Raw genomic sequence first — 18,217 nt, forward strand, 5'->3', positions numbered from 1 at the left:
CGGGGGAGTGGCGGTGGTGACCGCCGACCACCCGGAGACCGTCGGCGCGCTGATCCGCTGGGACCCGGACGGCTTCGCCTCCCATCAGCTGCAGGAGCGGCGCGAACTCCACCTGCCGCCGGCCGGGCGACTGGCGGAGGTGACCGGCGAGGCCGCGGCGGTGGCCGAGTACCTGGAACTGGTCGAGGAGGCCCGCCGGGAGGAGCAGCCGACCGGTGCGCACGCGCCGGAACCGCTGCCGTGGATCGGGCCGGTGCCCGAGATCGCCGACGAGGCCCGGCATCGCGCCCTGCTGATCTTCCCGTGGTCCGCCGCCGAGGCCACCGTGCGCGTGCTCCGCAAGGCGAAGTCGGCGGCGTCCACGCGTGCCGAACAGAAGCCGATCCGGCTCCGGCTCGACCCGGCCGGCATCCTCTGAGCCCGCTGAGGCCCACGCTCTGCACGGAAGCGGGCGACGCGGGAGCGGCCCCAGCGTCCGGCGAGGCGGGAGCCGGAGGAGGGTGCCGTCGTCGTTAGGCTGACGGGCATGCAGACCCACGGAGCCCGCCCGAGCGAGGCGCCCCCGGTGCGCCTGCGCGACCGCCTGTGTCCGCCGAGCGCCGGCGACCCGTCCCAGTTCACCGGGGCCGCGGTGCGCGAGCCGGTGCACCACACCGTGCAGGTCACCGACCCGACCAGCGGTGCCTGCCTGCCGGTGGCCGTGTTCGAGTACCTTCCCGAGGGCAGGACGACGGCACGCACCGTCGTGTTCGTGCACGGCTTCCGCGGGGACCACCACGGGCTCGCCCTGCTCGCCGACTGCCTGCCGGGCGATCGGATCCTCGCCGTCGACCTGCCGGGGTTCGGGGCATCCGCGGCGTTCCCGGCGGCCGAGCACAGTGTGGCCCACCACGCCGGTGCGGTGGCGGAGGCCGTCGATCAGCTTCAGGTGCCGGGGGACGCGGTGCTGCTCGGTCACTCCTACGGGTCGATCGTGGCGGCGCACCTGGCGGGCCAGGACCCGTGGCGGTGGTCCGCCCTGGTGCTGCTCAACCCGATCTCCGAGCCGGCGCTGTCCGCGAACGGCTCTGTGGTGGACCGGCTGACAGCCGGGGTGGCGCAGGGCTACTACGAGGTGGCCGCGAGACTGCCGGAGCGGCTCGGCGACGCGATCCTGCGGGCCCGGCCGATCACCTGGCTCACCACGCTGCTGATGTCCGAGACCGCGGACGTGCGCATCCTCGCCCACACCCACGACCAGCACCTGCGCCACTTCAGCCGGTTCGCCACCCGCGCCTCGCTGGCGCAGGCGTACCGGGCCAGCACCACCGGCTCCGTCGTGGACAGCGCGGACCGGCTCGCCCTGCCGGTGCTGCTCGTGGCGGGCACGGAGGACCCGATGGGCTCGCCCGCCTCCCAGCAGGCCCTGGCCGAGCGGATCGGTGTCGTGTCCCCGCGGGTGTCCCTGGCGATGCTGCCGGGCGTCGGGCACCTGCTGCACTACGAGAAGGCGCCGGAGTGCGCGGCGCTGCTCGAGGGGTTCCTGGCCGGCTGAGGCCGCCGGTCCGGTGGGCCGTCCCCGCCGCGCCGGCGGCCGCCTCGCCTCACCGCCTCGTCTCACCGCCTCGTCTCACCGACTCGTCTCACCGACTCGCCGACTGGTGAGGACTCACCGTCTGGAGCGCCGCCAGGTGGGCGGATGAGTGCGTGTCCTCACCAGTTGTCGTCGGGGGGTGGGGACGTCCCCGTTCCACCGGCGGTCGCCTCGGGCCGGGTTGCCCGCACCGGCCCTGCGTGCGACCCTCGATCTCGGCCCGCCGATCCGCGCGGGCCCCGGACGAGGGGTGCCGTACCCGGACAGCGACAAGACGGCCCAGAGGAGCAGACATGTCCTGGATCGTCCTCATCCTCTCCGGTGCGCTCGAAGCCGTCTGGGCCACCGCGCTGAGCAGGTCGGAGGGCTTCACCAGACTGGGCCCGTCGCTCGTCTTCCTCGTCGCGCTGATCGCGTCCATGGGCGGCCTCGCCTTCGCGCTGCGCGAGCTGCCGGTCGGCACCGCCTACGCGATCTGGGTGGGCATCGGCGCCGCGCTCACGGTCGTCTACGCCATGTCCACCGGAGCCGAGCCCGTCTCCACGCTCAAGATCCTCTTCCTGCTGATGATCGTCGGCGGCGTGATCGGACTGAAACTCGCCCACTGAGCCCCTCGGGTGTCTGCCGCCGCCGGCGGGGTCGAGTCCCGTCGAGTCAGGCCCGACGACGGCCGGGCACCTGCCGGGACCGCCTCGCCTCACCGCCTCGCCGCCTCGCCTCACCGACTGGTGAGGACTCACCGTCTGATGCGCTGATACGTGGGCGGATGAGTGCGTGTCCTCACCAGTTGCCGTCGGGGGCAGGGCCGAGACCCGTCGAGACAGGCCCGACGACGGCCGGGCACCCCGGTCTCGCGTCCGTCGTCGCCGGCGGGCTCAGGCGGGCAGAGTGCATGCGGACCTGAGCGGAGAGGCGAAACCGCTGGCCCGGACGCGTAGGATGGGCAGGCTTGACCCCTGACCCCATCGACGAAGGACCCCACGAGCGTGACCGCATCCAACCCCACTCCGGACACCCCGCAGATCCCGGAGGACGCCGAGTACTCGTTCCGCGAGGTCGAGGCCCGCTGGGCCGGCTACTGGGAGGCCGCGCGCACCTACGCGCCCCTCGAGGACGGACGTGAGCGCCGCACGGTGGTAGACATGTTCCCGTACCCCTCCGGCGACCTGCACATGGGCCACGCCGAGGCGTTCGCCATGGGAGACGTGAAGGCCCGCCACTGGATGCAGCAGGGCTATGACGTGCTCCACCCGATCGGCTGGGACTCCTTCGGCCTGCCCGCCGAGAACGCCGCCATCAAGCGCAACGCACACCCGGCGGAGTGGACCTACGCGAACATCCAGACGCAGAAGAACTCCTTCCAGCGCTACGGCATCGCCGTGGACTGGGATCGCGAGCTGCACACCTCGGACCCGGAGTACTACCGCTGGACCCAGTGGCTGTTCCAGCAGTTCTACAAGCGCGGCCTGGCGTATCGGAAGGACTCGCCGGTCAACTGGTGCCCGCAGGACCAGACCGTGCTCGCCAACGAGCAGGTCGTGGACGGCGCCTGTGAGCGCTGCGGCGCCGAGGTCACCAAGCGCACGCTGAACCAGTGGTACTTCAAGATCACCGAGTACGCGGACGCCCTGCTGGACGACATGGCCCAGCTGGAGGGCTGCTGGCCCGAGCGCGTGCTCGCCATGCAGCGCAACTGGATCGGCCGCTCCACCGGTGCCCACGTGGACTTCCAGGTGGACGCGGACGGCCCGGTCGTCACCGTGTTCACCACCCGCCCGGACACTCTGTTCGGTGCGACCTTCATGGTGGTGGCCGCGGATTCGCAGCTGGCCCTGGACCTCGTCACCGAGGACAGGCGCGCCGAGTTGGAGGTCTACCGCGAGGACCTGAAGAAGGTCTCCGAGATCGAGCGCCAGGCCACGGACCGCACCAAGACCGGTGTGGACCTCGGCCGCACCGCCGTGAACCCGCTGACCGGGCAGTCGCTGCCGATCTGGGCCTCGGACTACGTGCTGGCGGACTACGGCACCGGCGCCATCATGGCCGTGCCCGCGCACGACCAGCGCGACCTCGACTTCGCCCGCGCCATGGACCTGCCGGTCCGCATGGTCGTGGACACCGGCGAGGAGGATCCGGCTGTCTCTGGCGTCGCCACCGCCGGCGAGGGCATCCTGGTCAACTCCGGCGAGCTGGACGGCCTGACGAGCACCGACGCGATCGCCAGGGCCATCGAGATCCTCGAGGCCAAGGGCACTGGCCGCGGCACCACCAACTACCGCCTGCGCGACTGGCTGCTGTCCCGCCAGCGCTTCTGGGGCACCCCCATTCCCGTGGTGCACTGTGAGGACTGTGGTGAGGTGCTCGTGCCGGAGGAGCAGCTGCCGGTGACCCTGCCGACCGACCTCAAGGGCGAGCAGCTCGCCCCGAAGGGCCAGTCCCCGCTGGCCGCCGCCAACGCCTGGGTCACCGTGGACTGCCCGGACTGCGGGAAGCCGGCCCGCCGCGACTCGGACACCATGGACACGTTCGTGGACTCCTCCTGGTACGTGCTCCGCTATGCCTCCCCGCGGGACGACACCGCCGTGTTCGACGCGCAGGCCGTGGCCGACTGGATGCCGGTGGACCAGTACGTCGGTGGCGTGGAGCACGCGATCCTGCACCTGCTCTACGCGCGCTTCTTCACCAAGGCGCTGCATGACATGGGCCTGGTGCCGTTCACCGAGCCGTTCACGGCGCTGCTGAACCAGGGCCAGGTGCTCAACGGCGGCAAGGCCATGTCCAAGTCCCTGGGCAACGGCGTGGACCTCGGCGAGCAGCTGGACACCTTCGGCGTGGACGCCGTCCGCCTGACCATGGTGTTCGCCTCGCCGCCGGAGGACGACGTGGACTGGGCCGACGTGGCCCCCGCCGCCGCGGGCAGGTTCCTCGCCCGCGCCTGGCGACTGGCGCGCGACGTGCGCGCCGGCGGCGCCCCGGTGCGCGCGGACCTCTCCGCCGCGGAGGCCACCGCGCTGCGCTCGGCCACCCACAAGACCATCGCCGAGTCCTCCAAGCTGCTGGACGAGGGCAAGTTCAACGTGGTCATCGCCAAGACCATGGAGCTGGTCAACGCCACCCGCAAGGAGATCGACAACGGCGCCGGCGCCGCTGATCCGGCCGTCCGCGAGGCCGCCGAGGCCGTCGCCAAGCTGCTCTCCCTGTTCTCCCCGTACACCGCGGAGGACATGTGGGTCATGCTCGGCCACCCCCCGTCCGTGGTGCGCTCCGGGTGGCCCGAGGTGGACGAGTCCCTCCTGGTGGAGGACACCGTCACCGCCGTGGTCCAGGTCAAGGGCAAGGTCCGCGACACCCTCGAGGTGCCGGCCGACATCTCCGAGGCCGACCTCGAGGCCGCTGCCCGCGCCTCCGAGAAGGTCCAGCGGTTCATCGGTGACGCCGAGATCGTCAAGGTGATCGTCCGCGCCCCGAAGCTGGTCAACCTCGTCATCCGCTGATGGAGGCCGGCCGAGGAGAGGAGCCGCGGTGACGTCCGTGCTGCAGTGGCAACAGGACTACCAGGCGCGTGTGCGTGCCCGCCGGTCCCGGCTGGCCGGGCGGGTGCGCTACGGCCTGAAGCCGCCGCGCCGCGACCGCACGGCGATCGTCACCGACTCCTCGGCCGCCATCCCGTCGTCGGTGCTGGAGCACCCGCTGGCCGCGGGGCTGCGTCAGATCCCCATGCCCGTCATGGTGGGGGAGCAGATCTACACGGAGGGCTCGGAGGAGCTGCACCAGGAGCTGCCGTTCGCCCTGGCCGCCAACCTGCCGGTGCGGACCTCCCGCCCGTCCCCGGGCAGGTTCGAGGAGACCTACCGCGAGCTCGAGGCCGCCGGGTACGCGCGGATCGTCTCGGTGCACATCTCCGGCGGCCTGTCCGGGACGGTCGAGGCCGCGAAGATGGCCGCGACGCGTGTGTCGATACCCGTCGAGGTGGTGGACTCCCGGTCCGCAGGCATGGCCCTGGGCTTCATGGTCATGGAGGCTGCCGTCCGGGCCGGCTTCGGGCTGCCGGTCGAGGGGATCGTCGAGTACCTGCAGGGCGCCGGCGAGCAGTCCCTGGTGATGTTCACCGTGCCGAACCTCGAGCAGCTGCGCCGCGGCGGCCGGATCAGCGCGCTGAAGGGCCTGATCGGTTCGATGTTCCAGGTCAAGCCCGTGCTGGCGCTGCGCGACGGGACGATCTGCCTGGTGGAGCGGACCCGATCCTTGGACGCCGCCGTGGACCGCATCGCCGCCGCCGCACAGGCCAAGGCCGAGGCGGAGCCCTGCGGGATCGCCGTCCACGGCTACGGCAATCGGCCTGCCGCGGAGGCACTGGCCGCACGCCTGCAGCCGTTCTCGCAGACCCCGATCCCCGTGGTGGACTTCCCGGCTGTGCTCGCCGCCCACCTCGGCCTCGGCGGCCTCGGCGTGATCGCCACCCCGTTGCTTGAGGGGGACGACGCGGCGGACGTCGGCGGCTCCGGGGCCGGCGGTGCGGGCGCTGTCGACGCCAGTGCCGAGGGCGCGTCGGTCGCGACGAGGGAGGACACGCCCAAGGAGCCGTCCGTTCCTGCACAGGCGACCGACCCGGCCGAACCATCCACAGACGAGGCCTGAGCCCGGCAGAGGGGCAGTCCGGGAGGGCACCGTGGACGCATGAGTCCACAGCCGCAGCAGTCCGCACCCGCATCCGAGCAGGGCCTGATTCCCGACGACGGGCCCTCGCCTTCCCCGGATCCCTCACCCGGCGCTGTGCGCACCGGGTTCGTCGACGACCCCGTGGCGGCCTCGGCCTGGGAGGAGGAACCGCCGCGGGTCCCCGTGTTCCGCTGGCGTCTGGTCGGCAGCGCGGTGATGGTGCTGGTGGTGGCGGTGGCCGCGTGGTGGGCGGTGACCTGGCTGATGCGTCCGTCTGCGCCGGAGCCGGTTCCGGTGGACACGCAGGCGCGGCATGGCGTCGGGGCCGAGGGCCATGCCGGGGACGGAAGGACCGGTGACCGCGACGGGCCCGGTGGAGGTGAGGATCCGTCGTCGGCAGGCGCAGGCGGTGAGGCCGAGGGCGCCGCAGCAGGCGGCGACCGAGCCACGGGGGAGCAGCCGAGAAAGGCCGCAGACGGCGAGGGGGAGACGACCGACAAGGACCGTGGGCGCCAGAGCCGGGTGCGGGTGCACGTGATCGGCGAGGTGCGGTCGCCGGGGGTGGTGACCGTGCCTGCCGATGCGCGGACCGCCGATGCCATCGCCGCCGCGGGCGGGACCACGCCTGCCGCACAGGCCGAGCGGATCAACCTGGCGGCTCCGCTTCTCGACGGGCAGCAGGTGCTCGTGCCGTCGGAGCAGACGTCCGAGGAACAGCTCGAGTCCGTGCAGGCCCAGGCGCATGCGGTGGCCGGTGGGGTGGACTCGAACGCCCGCGACGCTGCGGTGGTGGGCGGTGCCGACGGGGAGGAGGGAGCCGGTGCTGTCGCGGACGGGACCACGGGCCCGGGACCAGAGGCGCAGCACGGCGGTGCGGGTGAGGGGGCGGTTGACCTGAACACCGCGGACAGCAGTGCGCTGCAGACACTGCCCGGGGTCGGGCCGGCCACGGCGGAGAAGATCATCGCGCACCGGGAGCAGGTGGGGGATTTCCAGTCCCTGACGGACCTGGACGCGGTCTCCGGCATCGGCCCGGCGACGCTCGAGCGGCTCGCGCCGCTGGTGACCTGGTGAGCAGCGCGTGAATCGGCGACTGCCCGCCGCGATCGACGCCCGCTGGGCGCCGGCCCTGGTGACGGCGTTGGCGGTCGGGAATCTGGCGCCGCAGTGGACGTCGACGGGGACCACGCTGGTCTCGGTCGGGCTGGTCGCGGTCGCGATCGCCGCAGCGGTGACGGCGGTCGGGCTGAGGGGTCGTGCGAGGACTGCCGTGCCGCCGGCGACGCCGCAGGAGCGTGGGGCGGCTGCGACGCCGCAGGAGCGTGGGGCGGCTGCGGCGGCGCGGACGGCGGCCGGGGCCCTCGCGGTGGCGGCGGCCGTCGGAGCGCTGGTCTCGCAGTCGGTGGCGCTGCGCGTGGGAGAGGAGGAGCGCATCGGCTGGGCGCAGACCCTGCAGGCCGAGCAGCCCGTGCGCGTGGCCCTGCAGATCAGCACAGACCCGCGGGAGCTCGCCTCCGCCTACGGTGCCCGGCGTGCTGCGGTCACCGTGGACGTCACCGCCTTCGGACCGGACCAGCAGGGCATGGCGGAGACCGCCTCTGCCGTGCTCACCGGGCCAGAGGGCTGGCTGGATGCCGCACCGGGGGAGTCCGTCTGCGCGGTGGTCGAGCCGCGGCGTGAGGACGGCACCGTGTTCCTGCGTGCCACCGCCGACCCCCGCCCGGCCCCTTGTGTCCGCGAGGACCCCGACGGCGAGCGCCCCGGCTCCCGCCCGGCCGCCCACGGCGGGGACGGCGTCGTGTCGCCTGACGCCGGCGGCGGCCGAGAGCGCCTGCGTGCCGCCTTCCGGGACCAGGCCGACGGCACCCTCGGCACCGCCGGCGAGCTCATCCCCGGCCTCGTTCTGGGTGACCGCAGCGCCCAGAGCCCGGAGACCGACCAGGCGATGAAGGACGCCGGGCTGAGTCACTTGAGCGCCGTCTCCGGTGCGAACTGTGCTCTTCTGGCGGGCGCCGTCACCGGCCTGCTCCGCCTGCTGCGCGTGAACCGGGCGGCCGTGTTCGCCGCGGTCATCGCAACGCTGGTCGTGTTCGTGGTGATCGTCGGGCCCGAGCCGTCGGTGCTGCGCGCGGCGGTCATGGGCGGACTCGGGGCCCTGGCGCTGTTCGGCGGGCGCTCACGTCATGCGTTCACGCTGCTCTGCCTGGCTGGGACGGCGGTGGTCGTCGCCGTGCCGGGGCTGGCGACGGAGCCGGCGCTCCAGCTGTCCGTCGCGGCCACGGCCGGCATCATCCTCGGCGCGCGGCCGGCGGAGGCACACCTCTACCGCTTCTTCGGCCATGTCCTGCCGGGCTGGGCCGCCCGCTGGCTCTCGGTCACCCTCGCCGTCACCACCTGTGCCCACCTGGCGTGTCAGCCGATCCTGCTCGCCATGACCGGCGCCGTCTCCGCCTACGCGATTCCGGCGAACATGCTTGCCGCACCGGCCGTGGCTCCGATCACCGTGCTCGGCACCGCGGCCGCAGGGCTCGTCCTGGCGCTGCCGCCCGTCTCGGCGGCCCTCGTCTGGGTGATCCAGTTCCCGGCCGCCTACATCGGTCTGGTCGCCCACGTCTGTGCCGGGCTGCCCGGCGCGCTCAGGCCCTGGCCCGAGGGCGGTCTCGGCCTCGTCCTCGCAGTCCTCACCGTGGCCGCGACCGCCGCCCTGTACGCCGTCCTGCTCCTGACCGAACGACGGCGGCACGCCCCCGTGCGCAGGCAGGGCCTCTCCGCTCCCCGGCGGGGTGGGAGGCTGACCGTGTCCGGTGTGCTCGTCGCCGTGCTCATCGCCTCGGGGGCCGGCGGCTACTCCGCCGTGGTCCTGCCCGCCCCCGCCGGTCAGGCTCCCGCAGACTGGGCGGTGGCGTTCTGCGATGTGGGCCAGGGCGACATGGCCGTGTTGCGCAGCGGCCCCGAACGTGCCGTGGTGGTGGACGTCGGTCCCGAGCCGGAGCCGGCGGCAGCCTGCCTGGAGGCGCTCGGCATCGCGCGGGTGGACGCCGTGCTTCTCACCCACCTGCACGCCGACCACACCGGGGGACTGGACGCCGCCATCGCCCTGGGAGCACCCGCCCTGCGCCATGCCACACGCGGCGAGGGCGTCCGGGGCCTCGGGCTGCCCGCTGCGGCCGGTGAGGAGGCAGGCACCGATCCGCCGCCGGGCTCCCGCCGCCTGCGCACCGGAGACCGGGAGAGCTCCGGAGACGTGACCTGGCAGGTGCTGCTCGCAGATGAGGACGCCGCCACGGAGAACGACGCCTCCGCCCAGATCCTCGCCACCGTCCAGACTGGCCGCGGTCCGCTGCGCGTCTTCTTCACCGGGGACATCGAGCAGGATGCCGCCGACGCCTGGATCGCCGGACGCCATGAGGATGCCGCGGCGCCGCCGGCGCACGCGCACCTGTACTCCGTCGCCCACCACGGCGCCCGCAACGGCGGGGCCGCCCTGCCCCGGGCCGTCGATGCCGACGCCTACGTGGTCTCCGCCGGACGGGACAACCCCTACGGCCACCCGCACCCGCAGACCCTGCAGGTCCTGGCCCCGCTGGGAGCGGTGCTGCGCACGGACGAGGCGGGGACCGTCGTCGTGAGCCTCGAGGCGGGCACCGCGCAGGACCTGGAGCACCCCGCCGACGACGGGACGAGCCCGGCGGGGGCGCAGACCACGGCGCGGCTGCGCTTCCACGCGCTGAGCACAGGGCCGGAGGGCGGGGGCCGATGACCCGTAGGATGGACCGCATGGCCGCAGCCCGCACCTCCCGCACCGCCCGGTCTCGCGCCGCCGCGAACCCGCTGGCCTGGCGACAGGCCCGGCCCGGGCCGCTGATGCTGCTCAAGGGCCCCGAGGACTACGCCGCCCGCTGGGTCACCGACCAGGTGGTGAAGGGGCTCAAGCAGCGCCACGAGGCCATCGAAACCCACCGCTTCCGCGCCGCCGAGTACCAGCCGGGCCAGCTGGCCATGGCCGCGAGCCCCTCCCTGTTCGCCGAGCCCACGCTGATCATCGCCGAAGGCCTGGAGTCCATGAACGACGCGTTCCTCACGGACGCCCTGGACCTGGTGACCTCCGGCCCGCCGGCCGACGACGTCACCGTGGTCCTCCGCCACACCGGCGGCAACCGCGGCAAGAAGCTGCTGGACGCCGTCGCGACGGTGGGCACCGTGGTGGAGTGTGCGGCGCTGAAGAAGGACGAGGACAAGATCGCCTTCGTCTACGCCGAGTTCAAGGACCACCGGCGCCGCATCGACGAGGAGGCCGCTCGCGCGCTCGTGCAGGCCACCGGTGCCTCGCTCACCGACCTGGCCTCCGCCTGCCACCAGCTGCTCGCGGACACCGAGGGCGCGGTGACCAGGCAGGTGGTGGACCAGTACTACGGAGGCCGCGTGGAGGCCACCAGCTTCGCCGTGGCCGATGCCGCGCTGGAGGGGCAGGCCGCCCGCGCCGTCGCGTTGACCAGGCACGCCCTGGCCACCGGCGTCCACCCGGTGATGCTGACCACGGCGCTGGCCATGAAGGCCCGTCAGGTCGCCCGCGTCATCGACTCCCGGGACGCCCCCAACGAGCTCGCCGCCGCTCTTGGTGTGGCCCCGTTCCAGATGAAGTTCATCCAGCAGGCCGCCCGCCACTGGAGCCCCGCCGGGATCGCGCACGCGATGGAGTGGATCGCCCAGGCCGATGCCGAGGTCAAGGGCGGCTCCCGCAACCCGGACTTCGCCGTCGAGCGCGCGGTGATCCGCGTCTCCACCGGCACCCGCCGCTGAGCCGGCCGGCGCAGCCCCCACTTCTGCATCGTGGGGATACAACACGGTGGTGAGATCGCGTCAGGAGGCCGTGTTGAGCCCTCACTTGAGAGGGGCGCCCTCATTTGAGGGGGGCAGAGAGTTTCCTGCGGTGCAGGCTGGGCTCCCAGGAACCTCACCCTCCAGAGCTGGCCTCCCCGGAACCCCCACCCTGCCGGAGACAGGTGGCGGCGTCGTCGAGATGACGGAGCCGGATGACTGGGCCACAGACACGATGGCCCCGTCACCAACCGGTGACGGGGCCATCGTGTGAAGCTTCAGCAGCTCAGGCGTCCATGCCGTTCACGCGTGCGGCGATGCCGGACTTGCGGTTCGCGGCCTGGTTCTTGTGGATGATGCCCTTGGACGCGGCCTTGTCCAGCTTGCGGGAGGCGACCTTGAGCGCCTCCCCGGCGGCGGCCTTGTCACCGGCGGCGACGGCCTGGTCCACAGAGCGGACCGCCGACTTCAGTGCAGACTTCACCGCGACGTTGCGCTGGCGGGCCTTCTCGTTGGTGAGAATGCGCTTCTTCTGAGACTTGATGTTAGCCAAATCAGGTCCTTCATGTTGTCGGTGCCGGCTCGTGGCCGCACCGTCTGTACAGGGGTCGTAGAGGGCATCTCGGGTGCGGCGACTGAGCGGCGTGGGGAGTGCCTTGGTTCTCCGCCCCGAGGGTGTCCGTCGACCGACCGGACACAATGACCACCACCTTACCAGCCAATGGACATCGGGCGGAACCGGGCCGGCTGCGTGTCACAGATTCCTGCGTGTCCCCTCACGCCTTCCGACGACGGCACCCGCCGACGACGGCACTCGCCGCCGGCATGCTCACCGGGCCTCGTCCGGTCAGACAGGTCAGCGGCTCCAGCCCCGGCGGTCGGCCAGCGCCTGTGCGACGGCGTCGAACCGTGAGCGGTCCAGCACGCCGCCCTCGCGGCGGACGTCCTGCGGATCCACGCGGACGATGCGGTCCAGCTTGGCCTCGGACGGGCGGCCCTTCGAATCCCACGCGCCGGAGCCGATGTCCACGTAGTCCGGGTCGGAGACGTGGTCGTTGTTGCGGTCCTTGGAGGTGAGCATCAGGCCGAGGAGGTGGCCGTCGTCGTGGCCCACGATCAGGACGGGGCGGTCCTTGCCGCGGCCGTCCAGCTCCTCGAACGGGACCCAGGTCCACACGACTTCCCCGGGGCCGGCCTGCGGGCCGGGGACCGGCGCGTACTCCACGCGGGTGCGCCCGGTGAAGTCGCCTGGGTAGCGGGACACGCGCTGCTGATCGGTCTGCGCGCCGGTGCCGCGTTGACTCTGCGTGCCGGCGCCGCGCCGACGGGGAGCGGGGGCCGTCCCGCGTGGGTCCGGGCCCTGCCGGCGTCCGCCGTCGGCTCGCCGGCGCTGCTGGACGGTGCGGTAGATCCGGCGGGCGAGGGTGACGGCTCGCATGAGGTCGATTCCCATGGAAGCGAGCCTACCGACTCCGCGCATGGAAGAATGGGCGGTTGATCCTGGTTCCGCTCGTGAAGGAAGTGCCCTGTGTCGCCTCTGGCGTCTAACCCGCCCGTGCCCTCGCGTACCGATCCCTCGGTGATCCGCAATTTCTGCATCATCGCGCACATCGACCACGGCAAGTCCACCCTGGCCGACCGCATGCTGCAGTGCACCGGTGTGGTCCAGCCGCGCGACATGAAGGCGCAGTACCTGGACCGCATGGACATCGAGCGGGAGCGCGGCATCACCATCAAGTCACAGGCCGTGCGCATGCCGTGGGAGGTCGACGGCGTCGACTACGCGCTGAACATGATCGACACGCCCGGCCACGTGGACTTCAGCTACGAGGTGTCCCGCTCCCTGGCCTCCTGCGAGGGGGCGATCCTGCTGGTGGACGCCGCCCAGGGCATCGAGGCGCAGACCCTGGCCAACCTGTACCTGGCCATGGAGCACGAGCTCGAGATCATCCCGGTGCTGAACAAGATCGACCTGCCTGCCGCAGACCCGGACCGCTATGCCGCGGAGCTCGCCCAGCTGATCGGCTGCGAGCCGGAGGACGTGCTGCGGGTCTCCGGCAAGACCGGCGTGGGCGTGCCCGAGCTGCTGGACCGGGTGGTGACGTCCCTGCCGGCCCCCGTGGGTCAGGCGGATGCACCGGCCCGCGCCATGATCTTCGACTCGGTCTACGACACCTACCGCGGCGTGGTCACCTATGTGCGCGTGGTGGACGGCAGGCTGACCCCGCGCGAGAAGATCCGCATGATGTCCACCGGTGCCGCCCACGAGCTGCTGGAGATCGGCGTGTCCTCCCCTGAGCCGCAGCCGACCGAAGGCCTCGGTGTCGGCGAGGTGGGCTACCTCATCACGGGTGTGAAGGACGTGCGCCAGTCCAAGGTGGGCGACACCGTCACCCTGGAGTCGGACCCGGCCGAGCAGGAGATCGGCGGCTACCGGGACCCGCAGCCGATGGTGTTCTCCGGCCTCTATCCCATCGACGGCTCGGACTACCCGGTGCTGCGCGACGCGCTGGACAAACTCAAGCTCAACGATGCCGCCCTGAACTACGAGCCCGAGACGTCTGTGGCGCTCGGCTTCGGCTTCCGCGTGGGCTTCCTGGGCCTGCTGCACCTGGAGATCGTGCGCGAGCGGCTGGAGCGCGAGTTCGACCTGGACCTGATCTCCACCATGCCGAACGTGGTCTACCAGGTCACCACCGAGGACCGCACCGTGGTGGAGGTGACCAACCCGTCCGAGTTCCCGGAGGGCAAGATCCACGAGGTCCGCGAGCCCATGGCCGCGGCGACGATCATCGTGCCGGCCGAGTTCATCGGCGCCGTCATGGAGCTGTGCCAGTCCAAGCGCGGCCACCTGCAGGGCATGGACTACCTGTCCGAGGAGCGCGTGGAGATCCGCTACCGCATCCCGCTGGCGGAGATCGTGTTCGACTTCTTCGACTCCCTGAAGTCCCGCACCAAGGGCTACGCCTCCCTGAACTGGGGCGCGGACGGCGACCAGGCCGCGGACCTGGTCAAGGTGGACATCCTCCTGCAGGGCGACCAGGTGGACGCGTTCTCCGCGATCACCCACCGCGACTTCGCCTACTCGTACGGCACCATGATGACCGCGAAGCTCAAGGAGCTGATCCCGCGGCAGCAGTTCGAGGTGCCCATCCAGGCGGCCATCGGCTCGCGCATCATCGCCCGCGAGAACATCCGCGCGATCCGCAAGGACGTGCTCTCCAAGTGCTACGGCGGCGACATCTCCCGCAAGCGCAAGCTGCTGGAGAAGCAGAAGGAGGGCAAGAAGCGCATGAAGATGGTGGGCACCGTGGAGGTCCCGCAGGAGGCGTTCATCGCCGCGCTGTCCTCGGACTCCTCGTCCGCGGACAAGGGCAAGAAGTAACGCGTGCCCGCCGTCCTGCCGCTCGGTGACCCCGTCCCCGACGACGGCCGCCTCCCCTCCTCGTGCGGGGAGGCGGTCCGCCGGTCCCTCGCCGCGGGCGTACCGAGGACCTTCAGCCTGTACGTGCACGTGCCCTTCTGCACGGTGCGCTGCGGCTACTGCGACTTCAACACGTACACCGCCCCGGACCTCGGCCCCGGCGCCTCGCGCGGCGACTACGTGGACACGGCCGTGGCGGAGGTGGGGTTCGCACGCAGAGCGCTGGAGGACTCCGAGGTGCCGGCAAGGCCGTTGCACACCGTGTTCTTCGGCGGTGGCACGCCGACGCTGCTGCCGGCGGCGCACCTGGTGCGGATCCTGGACGCCGCGCGCGAGGCGTTCGGGATGGTCGACGGCGCCGAGGTGACGGTGGAGGCCAATCCCGACACCGTCGACGAGGCCTATCTGCGTGAGCTGGCCGCCGGGGGCGTGACCCGCGTGTCCGTGGGGATGCAGTCTGCGGTCCCGCACGTGCTCGCCACGCTCGAGCGGACCCACCGACCGGAGAACATCCCGGCCGCCGTGGATGCTGCACGCGCCGCCGGGCTGGACGTGTCCCTGGACCTGATCTACGGCACGCCGGGGGAGTCGCTCGGGGACTGGCGGACCACCGTGGAGACGGCGATCGCCTGCCGCCCGGACCACATCAGCGCCTACTCGCTGATCGTGGAGGAGGGCACCAAGTTCAGCGCCCAGGTGGCGCGCGGCCAGGTGGCCGACGTGGACCCGGACGACCAGGCGGACAAGTACCTGCTGGCGGACGAGCTGCTGGAGGCTGCCGGCTTCCGCTGGTACGAGGTCTCCAACTGGGCGCACGACCCTCAGGAGACCGGGGCACACCGCGCGGAGCACAACGTGGCCTATTGGCGGGACATGGACTGGTGGGGCATCGGCCCCGGCTCGCACTCGCACGTGGCCGGCGTCCGGTTCTGGAACGCCAAGCACCCGGCGGCCTACGCGCAGCGCCTGGCCACCGGGGTGACCCCGGCCGTGGGACGCGAGGTGCCGGACGCCGAGGCACGCCTGCTGGAGCAGATCATGCTCCACGTCCGCATGGTCGAGGGCCTGGACGTGCGGGTGCTGGAGCAGGCCGAGGACGGGGGAGCGGCCGCGCGTGCCCGCATCCCGCAGCTGATCGCCGCGGGCCTGATCGACGGCGGCCTGGCCCAGGCCGGCCGGATCGTGCCGACCCTGCAGGGGCGGCTGCGCAACGACCACATCGTGCGCGAGCTCGCCGGCTTCTGAGCGGCCGAGTCGCCGCCCCCGCCCGGTCTTGCGATGTGAGGCAAGGTCCCACCCGCCCCGCCCCGCCCCGGCGATGTGAGGGCAAGACACGGTGTTGAGATCGAAGAACGTGGCCGTGTTGCATCCCCACAACGCCGTGGCCGTGTTGCATCCCCACAACGCCGTGGCCGTGGTGCATCCCCACAACGCCGCGGGCGGGCGCCGTTCGTCTCTGGCCGGCGCGGTCAGCGCAGGATGCGCAGGTTGAACGGGTACCTGTAGGGGCGGCCCTTGTTCACCTGGGAGCCGCCGAGGATGCCGTAGAAGGCCATGACCATCCAGAGCAGCGCACCGATGACGGCGAACACCGGGCCGAGGACGGGCAGCTGTCCCAGGAAGAAGAACACGCCCATGAGCAGGGTCGGCGGGACGGAGAAGTTCAGCGCCTCCTTGGCCTCCTGGGCGGTGAAGGGGCCGCGGTCGCGGTAGAGCAGCCAGACGGCCAGCGGGACCATGAACCCGACAGCCACGCCGAAGTGGGCCAGGGTCGCCCGCTCACGGTCCTGCTTGGCGGTCAGCGGGGCGCCGGGGCCGGAGGAGGCCTCCACCCACGACGGACGGCGGGCGGCCCGCTGCTTCTTGGCCGGGCGCACGGGACGGGCGGGGCGCGGCTCGTCCGGAGCCTCGGTCTTGGTCTTCACGGCAGTGCCCCCACCGGCCACGGCAGCGGCGTGCTTGGGCGCCGGTGCCTCGGGCGTGGCCCGTCGGGAGTCCTCGGCGGCGGCAGGGCCCGCGGCGTGGCGGGCGGAGGCGGGCTTGGGGCGGACGCGGCCGCTGGGGGCGCGGTCCGGCTGAGGGGCCGAGCCCGCCGCTGCGGTCTCCGCCTGCTCCGCGCCGCTGGCCGGGCCCTGCTCGGCAGCAGGCTCGGGGAGGCGTCGGGGTGCGCTGCGGTCGGGCTTCGCCACGGTACTCCTCGAAGGGTCGGGGGCTGGCCGGAGACCGACGGTGCGCCCCTGTCTGCCGGCCGGGCGCCCCGCGGTCAGGGGCCGATTCTGCGTCAGTCTATCGCTCAGGCGGTCCCGGGCTCGGTGAGGAAGTCGATGAGTTCCTCCACACGTCCCAGCAGAGAGGGCTCGAGGTCGGCGTAGGTGCGGACCTGGGCCAGCAGCCGCTTCCAGCCCAGGCCCACGTCCTCCTTGGTGCGATGCGGCCAGCCCAGTGCCTTGAGGATGCCGGTCTTCCAGTCCTGCCCCTTGGGCACCACGGGCCAGGCCTGGATGCCGATGACCTGTGGCTTGATGACCTGCCAGACATCCACGTAGGGGTGGCCGAGGATCAGCACGTTGCCGGCCGCTCCGGGCGTCCGCATCGCATCGGCCGCGATGCGCTCCTCCTTGGAGCCGGGCACCAGGTGGTCCACCAGGATGCCCAGGCGGCGCCGGCCGGACGGCCCGAAGTCGGCGATGGCCCCGGCGAGGTCGTCCACGCCGTGCAGGGGCTCCACCACGATGCCCTCGTGGCGGAGGTCCTCGCCCCAGACCTTCTCCACCAGCTCGGCATCGTGTGCGCCCTCGACCCAGATGCGCGACGCCCGCGCCGTGCGCGCCCGGCTGTTCCCGACGCGCACTGATCCGGATGCGGTGCGCTGCGGGGTCCTCTTCGCCGGCCCGTTGGCACGGGCTTCCGGCACGAGCGTCACGGGTTCGCCGTCGATCCAGAAGCCGCCGCCCAGCGGGAAGGACCTGGTCTTCCCGTGGCGGTCCTCCAGCACCACCACGTGCACGCCGCCGGCGCGCTCCACACGCAGCACGGCTCCGACGAATCCGGTGGCGACGTCCTCCACCACGGTGCCCGGCGCGGCGCCGACGGTCTTGGCCCGCGTGCCGGCGGGTCGCTTCAGCGCGTCGGCGGGTCCGGGTCCCCAGCTGTTCCAGTCCATGCCAGCAGACCCTAGCCACGTCACTGCCCGCTGTGAGCGAACCCGCGCCGACGCGCCGTGAACTCGCGGCCGGATCGCCGTAGGATCAGCACTTGAACCCGGAGAGTGCCAGCCGGTCGGCCATGCCGAGGCACCAGGCGCCTGCACCCCGAGCCCACCAGATCAGGAGAGGAGTCCGGTCCCGATGAGCGAACAGCCGCGCCGCATGCAGGTGCTGCAGGCCATCGTGGAGGACTATGTCGCCCTGCGCGAGCCGGTCGGCTCGAAGGCGCTGGTGGAGCGTCACGGCCTGGGCGTCTCCCCGGCCACGGTCCGCAACGACATGGCGGCCCTGGAGGAGGAGGGCCTCATCATGGCTCCGCACACCTCGGCCGGCCGCATCCCCACGGACAAGGGCTACCGCGTGTTCGTGGACCGCCTCTCCGAGGTGAAGCCCCTGTCCGCCGCCGAGCGCCGTGCCGTCAAGGCGCTGCTGGAGCCGGAGGCGGACATGGAGCAGATGATGGACAACGCGGTCCGGCTGTTGGCGCAGCTGACCCAGCAGGTGGCCATCGCACAGTTCCCCCATGAGGACGGCTCC

The 18,217-nt window shown here is 72.4% G+C and carries 14 protein-coding genes, 1 pseudogene and 1 riboswitch; of the genes and pseudogenes, 11 read left to right on the forward strand and 4 right to left on the reverse strand.

Going from position 1 to position 18,217, the window contains the following annotated elements; genetic code table 11:
- The 8 genes and pseudogenes from MLY01S_RS09760 to holA form a co-directional block, all read left to right on the forward strand.
- Positions 1 to 418: pseudogene (locus tag MLY01S_RS09760) on the forward strand (primosomal protein N'); the annotation flags it as partial.
- 108 nt (positions 419 to 526) lie between these two features.
- The gene (locus tag MLY01S_RS09765; protein WP_067191602.1) at positions 527 to 1,534 is read left to right on the forward strand and encodes an alpha/beta fold hydrolase; all 1,008 of its coding nucleotides are present in this window, start codon (positions 527 to 529) and stop codon (positions 1,532 to 1,534) included.
- A 253-nt stretch (positions 1,535 to 1,787) separates the two neighbouring features.
- Positions 1,788 to 1,857, forward strand: a riboswitch (guanidine-III (ykkC-III) riboswitch).
- A gap of 9 nt (positions 1,858 to 1,866) precedes the next feature.
- Positions 1,867 to 2,181, forward strand: coding sequence for a DMT family transporter (locus tag MLY01S_RS09770; protein ID WP_067191604.1), 315 nt, complete (start codon positions 1,867 to 1,869; stop codon positions 2,179 to 2,181).
- A 378-nt stretch (positions 2,182 to 2,559) separates the two neighbouring features.
- Complete coding sequence (gene leuS / locus MLY01S_RS09775) at positions 2,560 to 5,067, forward strand: leucine--tRNA ligase (RefSeq protein ID WP_067191605.1); 2,508 nt, start codon at positions 2,560 to 2,562, stop codon at positions 5,065 to 5,067.
- 28 nt (positions 5,068 to 5,095) lie between these two features.
- Complete coding sequence (locus MLY01S_RS09780) at positions 5,096 to 6,211, forward strand: DegV family protein (RefSeq protein ID WP_082740087.1); 1,116 nt, start codon at positions 5,096 to 5,098, stop codon at positions 6,209 to 6,211.
- Positions 6,212 to 6,250: 39 nt separating this feature from the next.
- Complete coding sequence (locus tag MLY01S_RS09785; RefSeq protein ID WP_082740089.1) at positions 6,251 to 7,306, forward strand: ComEA family DNA-binding protein; 1,056 nt, start codon at positions 6,251 to 6,253, stop codon at positions 7,304 to 7,306.
- Between the two features lie 7 nt (positions 7,307 to 7,313).
- A complete protein-coding gene (locus MLY01S_RS09790; protein ID WP_135103285.1) occupies positions 7,314 to 9,992 on the forward strand; it encodes a ComEC/Rec2 family competence protein in 2,679 nt (892 codons plus the stop codon).
- Positions 9,993 to 10,009: 17 nt separating this feature from the next.
- The gene (gene holA, locus MLY01S_RS09795) at positions 10,010 to 11,032 is read left to right on the forward strand and encodes a DNA polymerase III subunit delta (RefSeq protein WP_067191610.1); all 1,023 of its coding nucleotides are present in this window, start codon (positions 10,010 to 10,012) and stop codon (positions 11,030 to 11,032) included.
- Positions 11,033 to 11,336: 304 nt separating this feature from the next.
- Here the strand turns inward: holA and rpsT are convergent, their stop codons facing one another.
- On the reverse strand, positions 11,337 to 11,603 hold the full coding sequence (gene rpsT / locus MLY01S_RS09800) for a 30S ribosomal protein S20 (RefSeq protein WP_067191612.1): 267 nt from the start codon (positions 11,601 to 11,603) through the stop codon (positions 11,337 to 11,339).
- Between the two features lie 303 nt (positions 11,604 to 11,906).
- Positions 11,907 to 12,503 (reverse strand): type II toxin-antitoxin system PemK/MazF family toxin, encoded by a 597-nt coding sequence (locus MLY01S_RS09805; RefSeq protein WP_067191613.1) that lies wholly within the window; start codon positions 12,501 to 12,503, stop codon positions 11,907 to 11,909.
- Between the two features lie 75 nt (positions 12,504 to 12,578).
- Here MLY01S_RS09805 and lepA point away from each other — a divergent pair, with 75 nt between their 5' ends.
- Positions 12,579 to 14,435 carry a translation elongation factor 4 gene (gene lepA / locus MLY01S_RS09810; protein ID WP_067191615.1) on the forward strand — a complete coding sequence of 619 codons (1,857 nt, stop codon included), beginning with the start codon at positions 12,579 to 12,581 and terminating at the stop codon, positions 14,433 to 14,435.
- Between the two features lie 3 nt (positions 14,436 to 14,438).
- Positions 14,439 to 15,719 (forward strand): radical SAM family heme chaperone HemW, encoded by a 1,281-nt coding sequence (gene hemW, locus MLY01S_RS09815; RefSeq protein WP_067191617.1) that lies wholly within the window; start codon positions 14,439 to 14,441, stop codon positions 15,717 to 15,719.
- Positions 15,720 to 15,943: 224 nt separating this feature from the next.
- Here hemW and MLY01S_RS13000 read toward each other — a convergent pair whose 3' ends face one another.
- Both MLY01S_RS13000 and MLY01S_RS09825 read right to left on the reverse strand, forming a co-directional pair.
- A complete protein-coding gene (locus MLY01S_RS13000; protein WP_245232111.1) occupies positions 15,944 to 16,663 on the reverse strand; it encodes a DUF4870 domain-containing protein in 720 nt (239 codons plus the stop codon).
- A gap of 104 nt (positions 16,664 to 16,767) precedes the next feature.
- On the reverse strand, positions 16,768 to 17,637 hold the full coding sequence (locus tag MLY01S_RS09825; protein ID WP_067191618.1) for a DUF3097 domain-containing protein: 870 nt from the start codon (positions 17,635 to 17,637) through the stop codon (positions 16,768 to 16,770).
- A gap of 184 nt (positions 17,638 to 17,821) precedes the next feature.
- Between MLY01S_RS09825 and MLY01S_RS09830 the strand changes: the two genes are divergently transcribed.
- The coding region (locus tag MLY01S_RS09830; RefSeq protein WP_157531289.1) for a DeoR family transcriptional regulator at positions 17,822 to 18,217 on the forward strand (396 nt) is incomplete at its 3' end.

Source organism: Micrococcus lylae NBRC 15355 (assembly GCF_001570885.1).
Taxonomy (GTDB): Bacteria; Actinomycetota; Actinomycetes; order Actinomycetales; family Micrococcaceae; genus Micrococcus; species Micrococcus lylae.

Bases quoted from the DNA above. Each gene is read 5' to 3' on its own strand.
- MLY01S_RS09765 (WP_067191602.1), top strand. From the start codon at position 527: ATGCAGACCCACGGAGCCCGCCCGAGCGAGGCGCCCCCGGTGCGCCTG.
- MLY01S_RS09770 (WP_067191604.1), top strand. From the start codon at position 1,867: ATGTCCTGGATCGTCCTCATCCTCTCCGGTGCGCTCGAAGCCGTCTGG.
- MLY01S_RS09825 (WP_067191618.1), bottom strand. From the start codon at position 17,637: ATGGACTGGAACAGCTGGGGACCCGGACCCGCCGACGCGCTGAAGCGA.
- MLY01S_RS09785 (WP_082740089.1), top strand. From the start codon at position 6,251: ATGAGTCCACAGCCGCAGCAGTCCGCACCCGCATCCGAGCAGGGCCTG.
- MLY01S_RS09805 (WP_067191613.1), bottom strand. From the start codon at position 12,503: ATGGGAATCGACCTCATGCGAGCCGTCACCCTCGCCCGCCGGATCTAC.
- holA (WP_067191610.1), top strand. From the start codon at position 10,010: ATGGCCGCAGCCCGCACCTCCCGCACCGCCCGGTCTCGCGCCGCCGCG.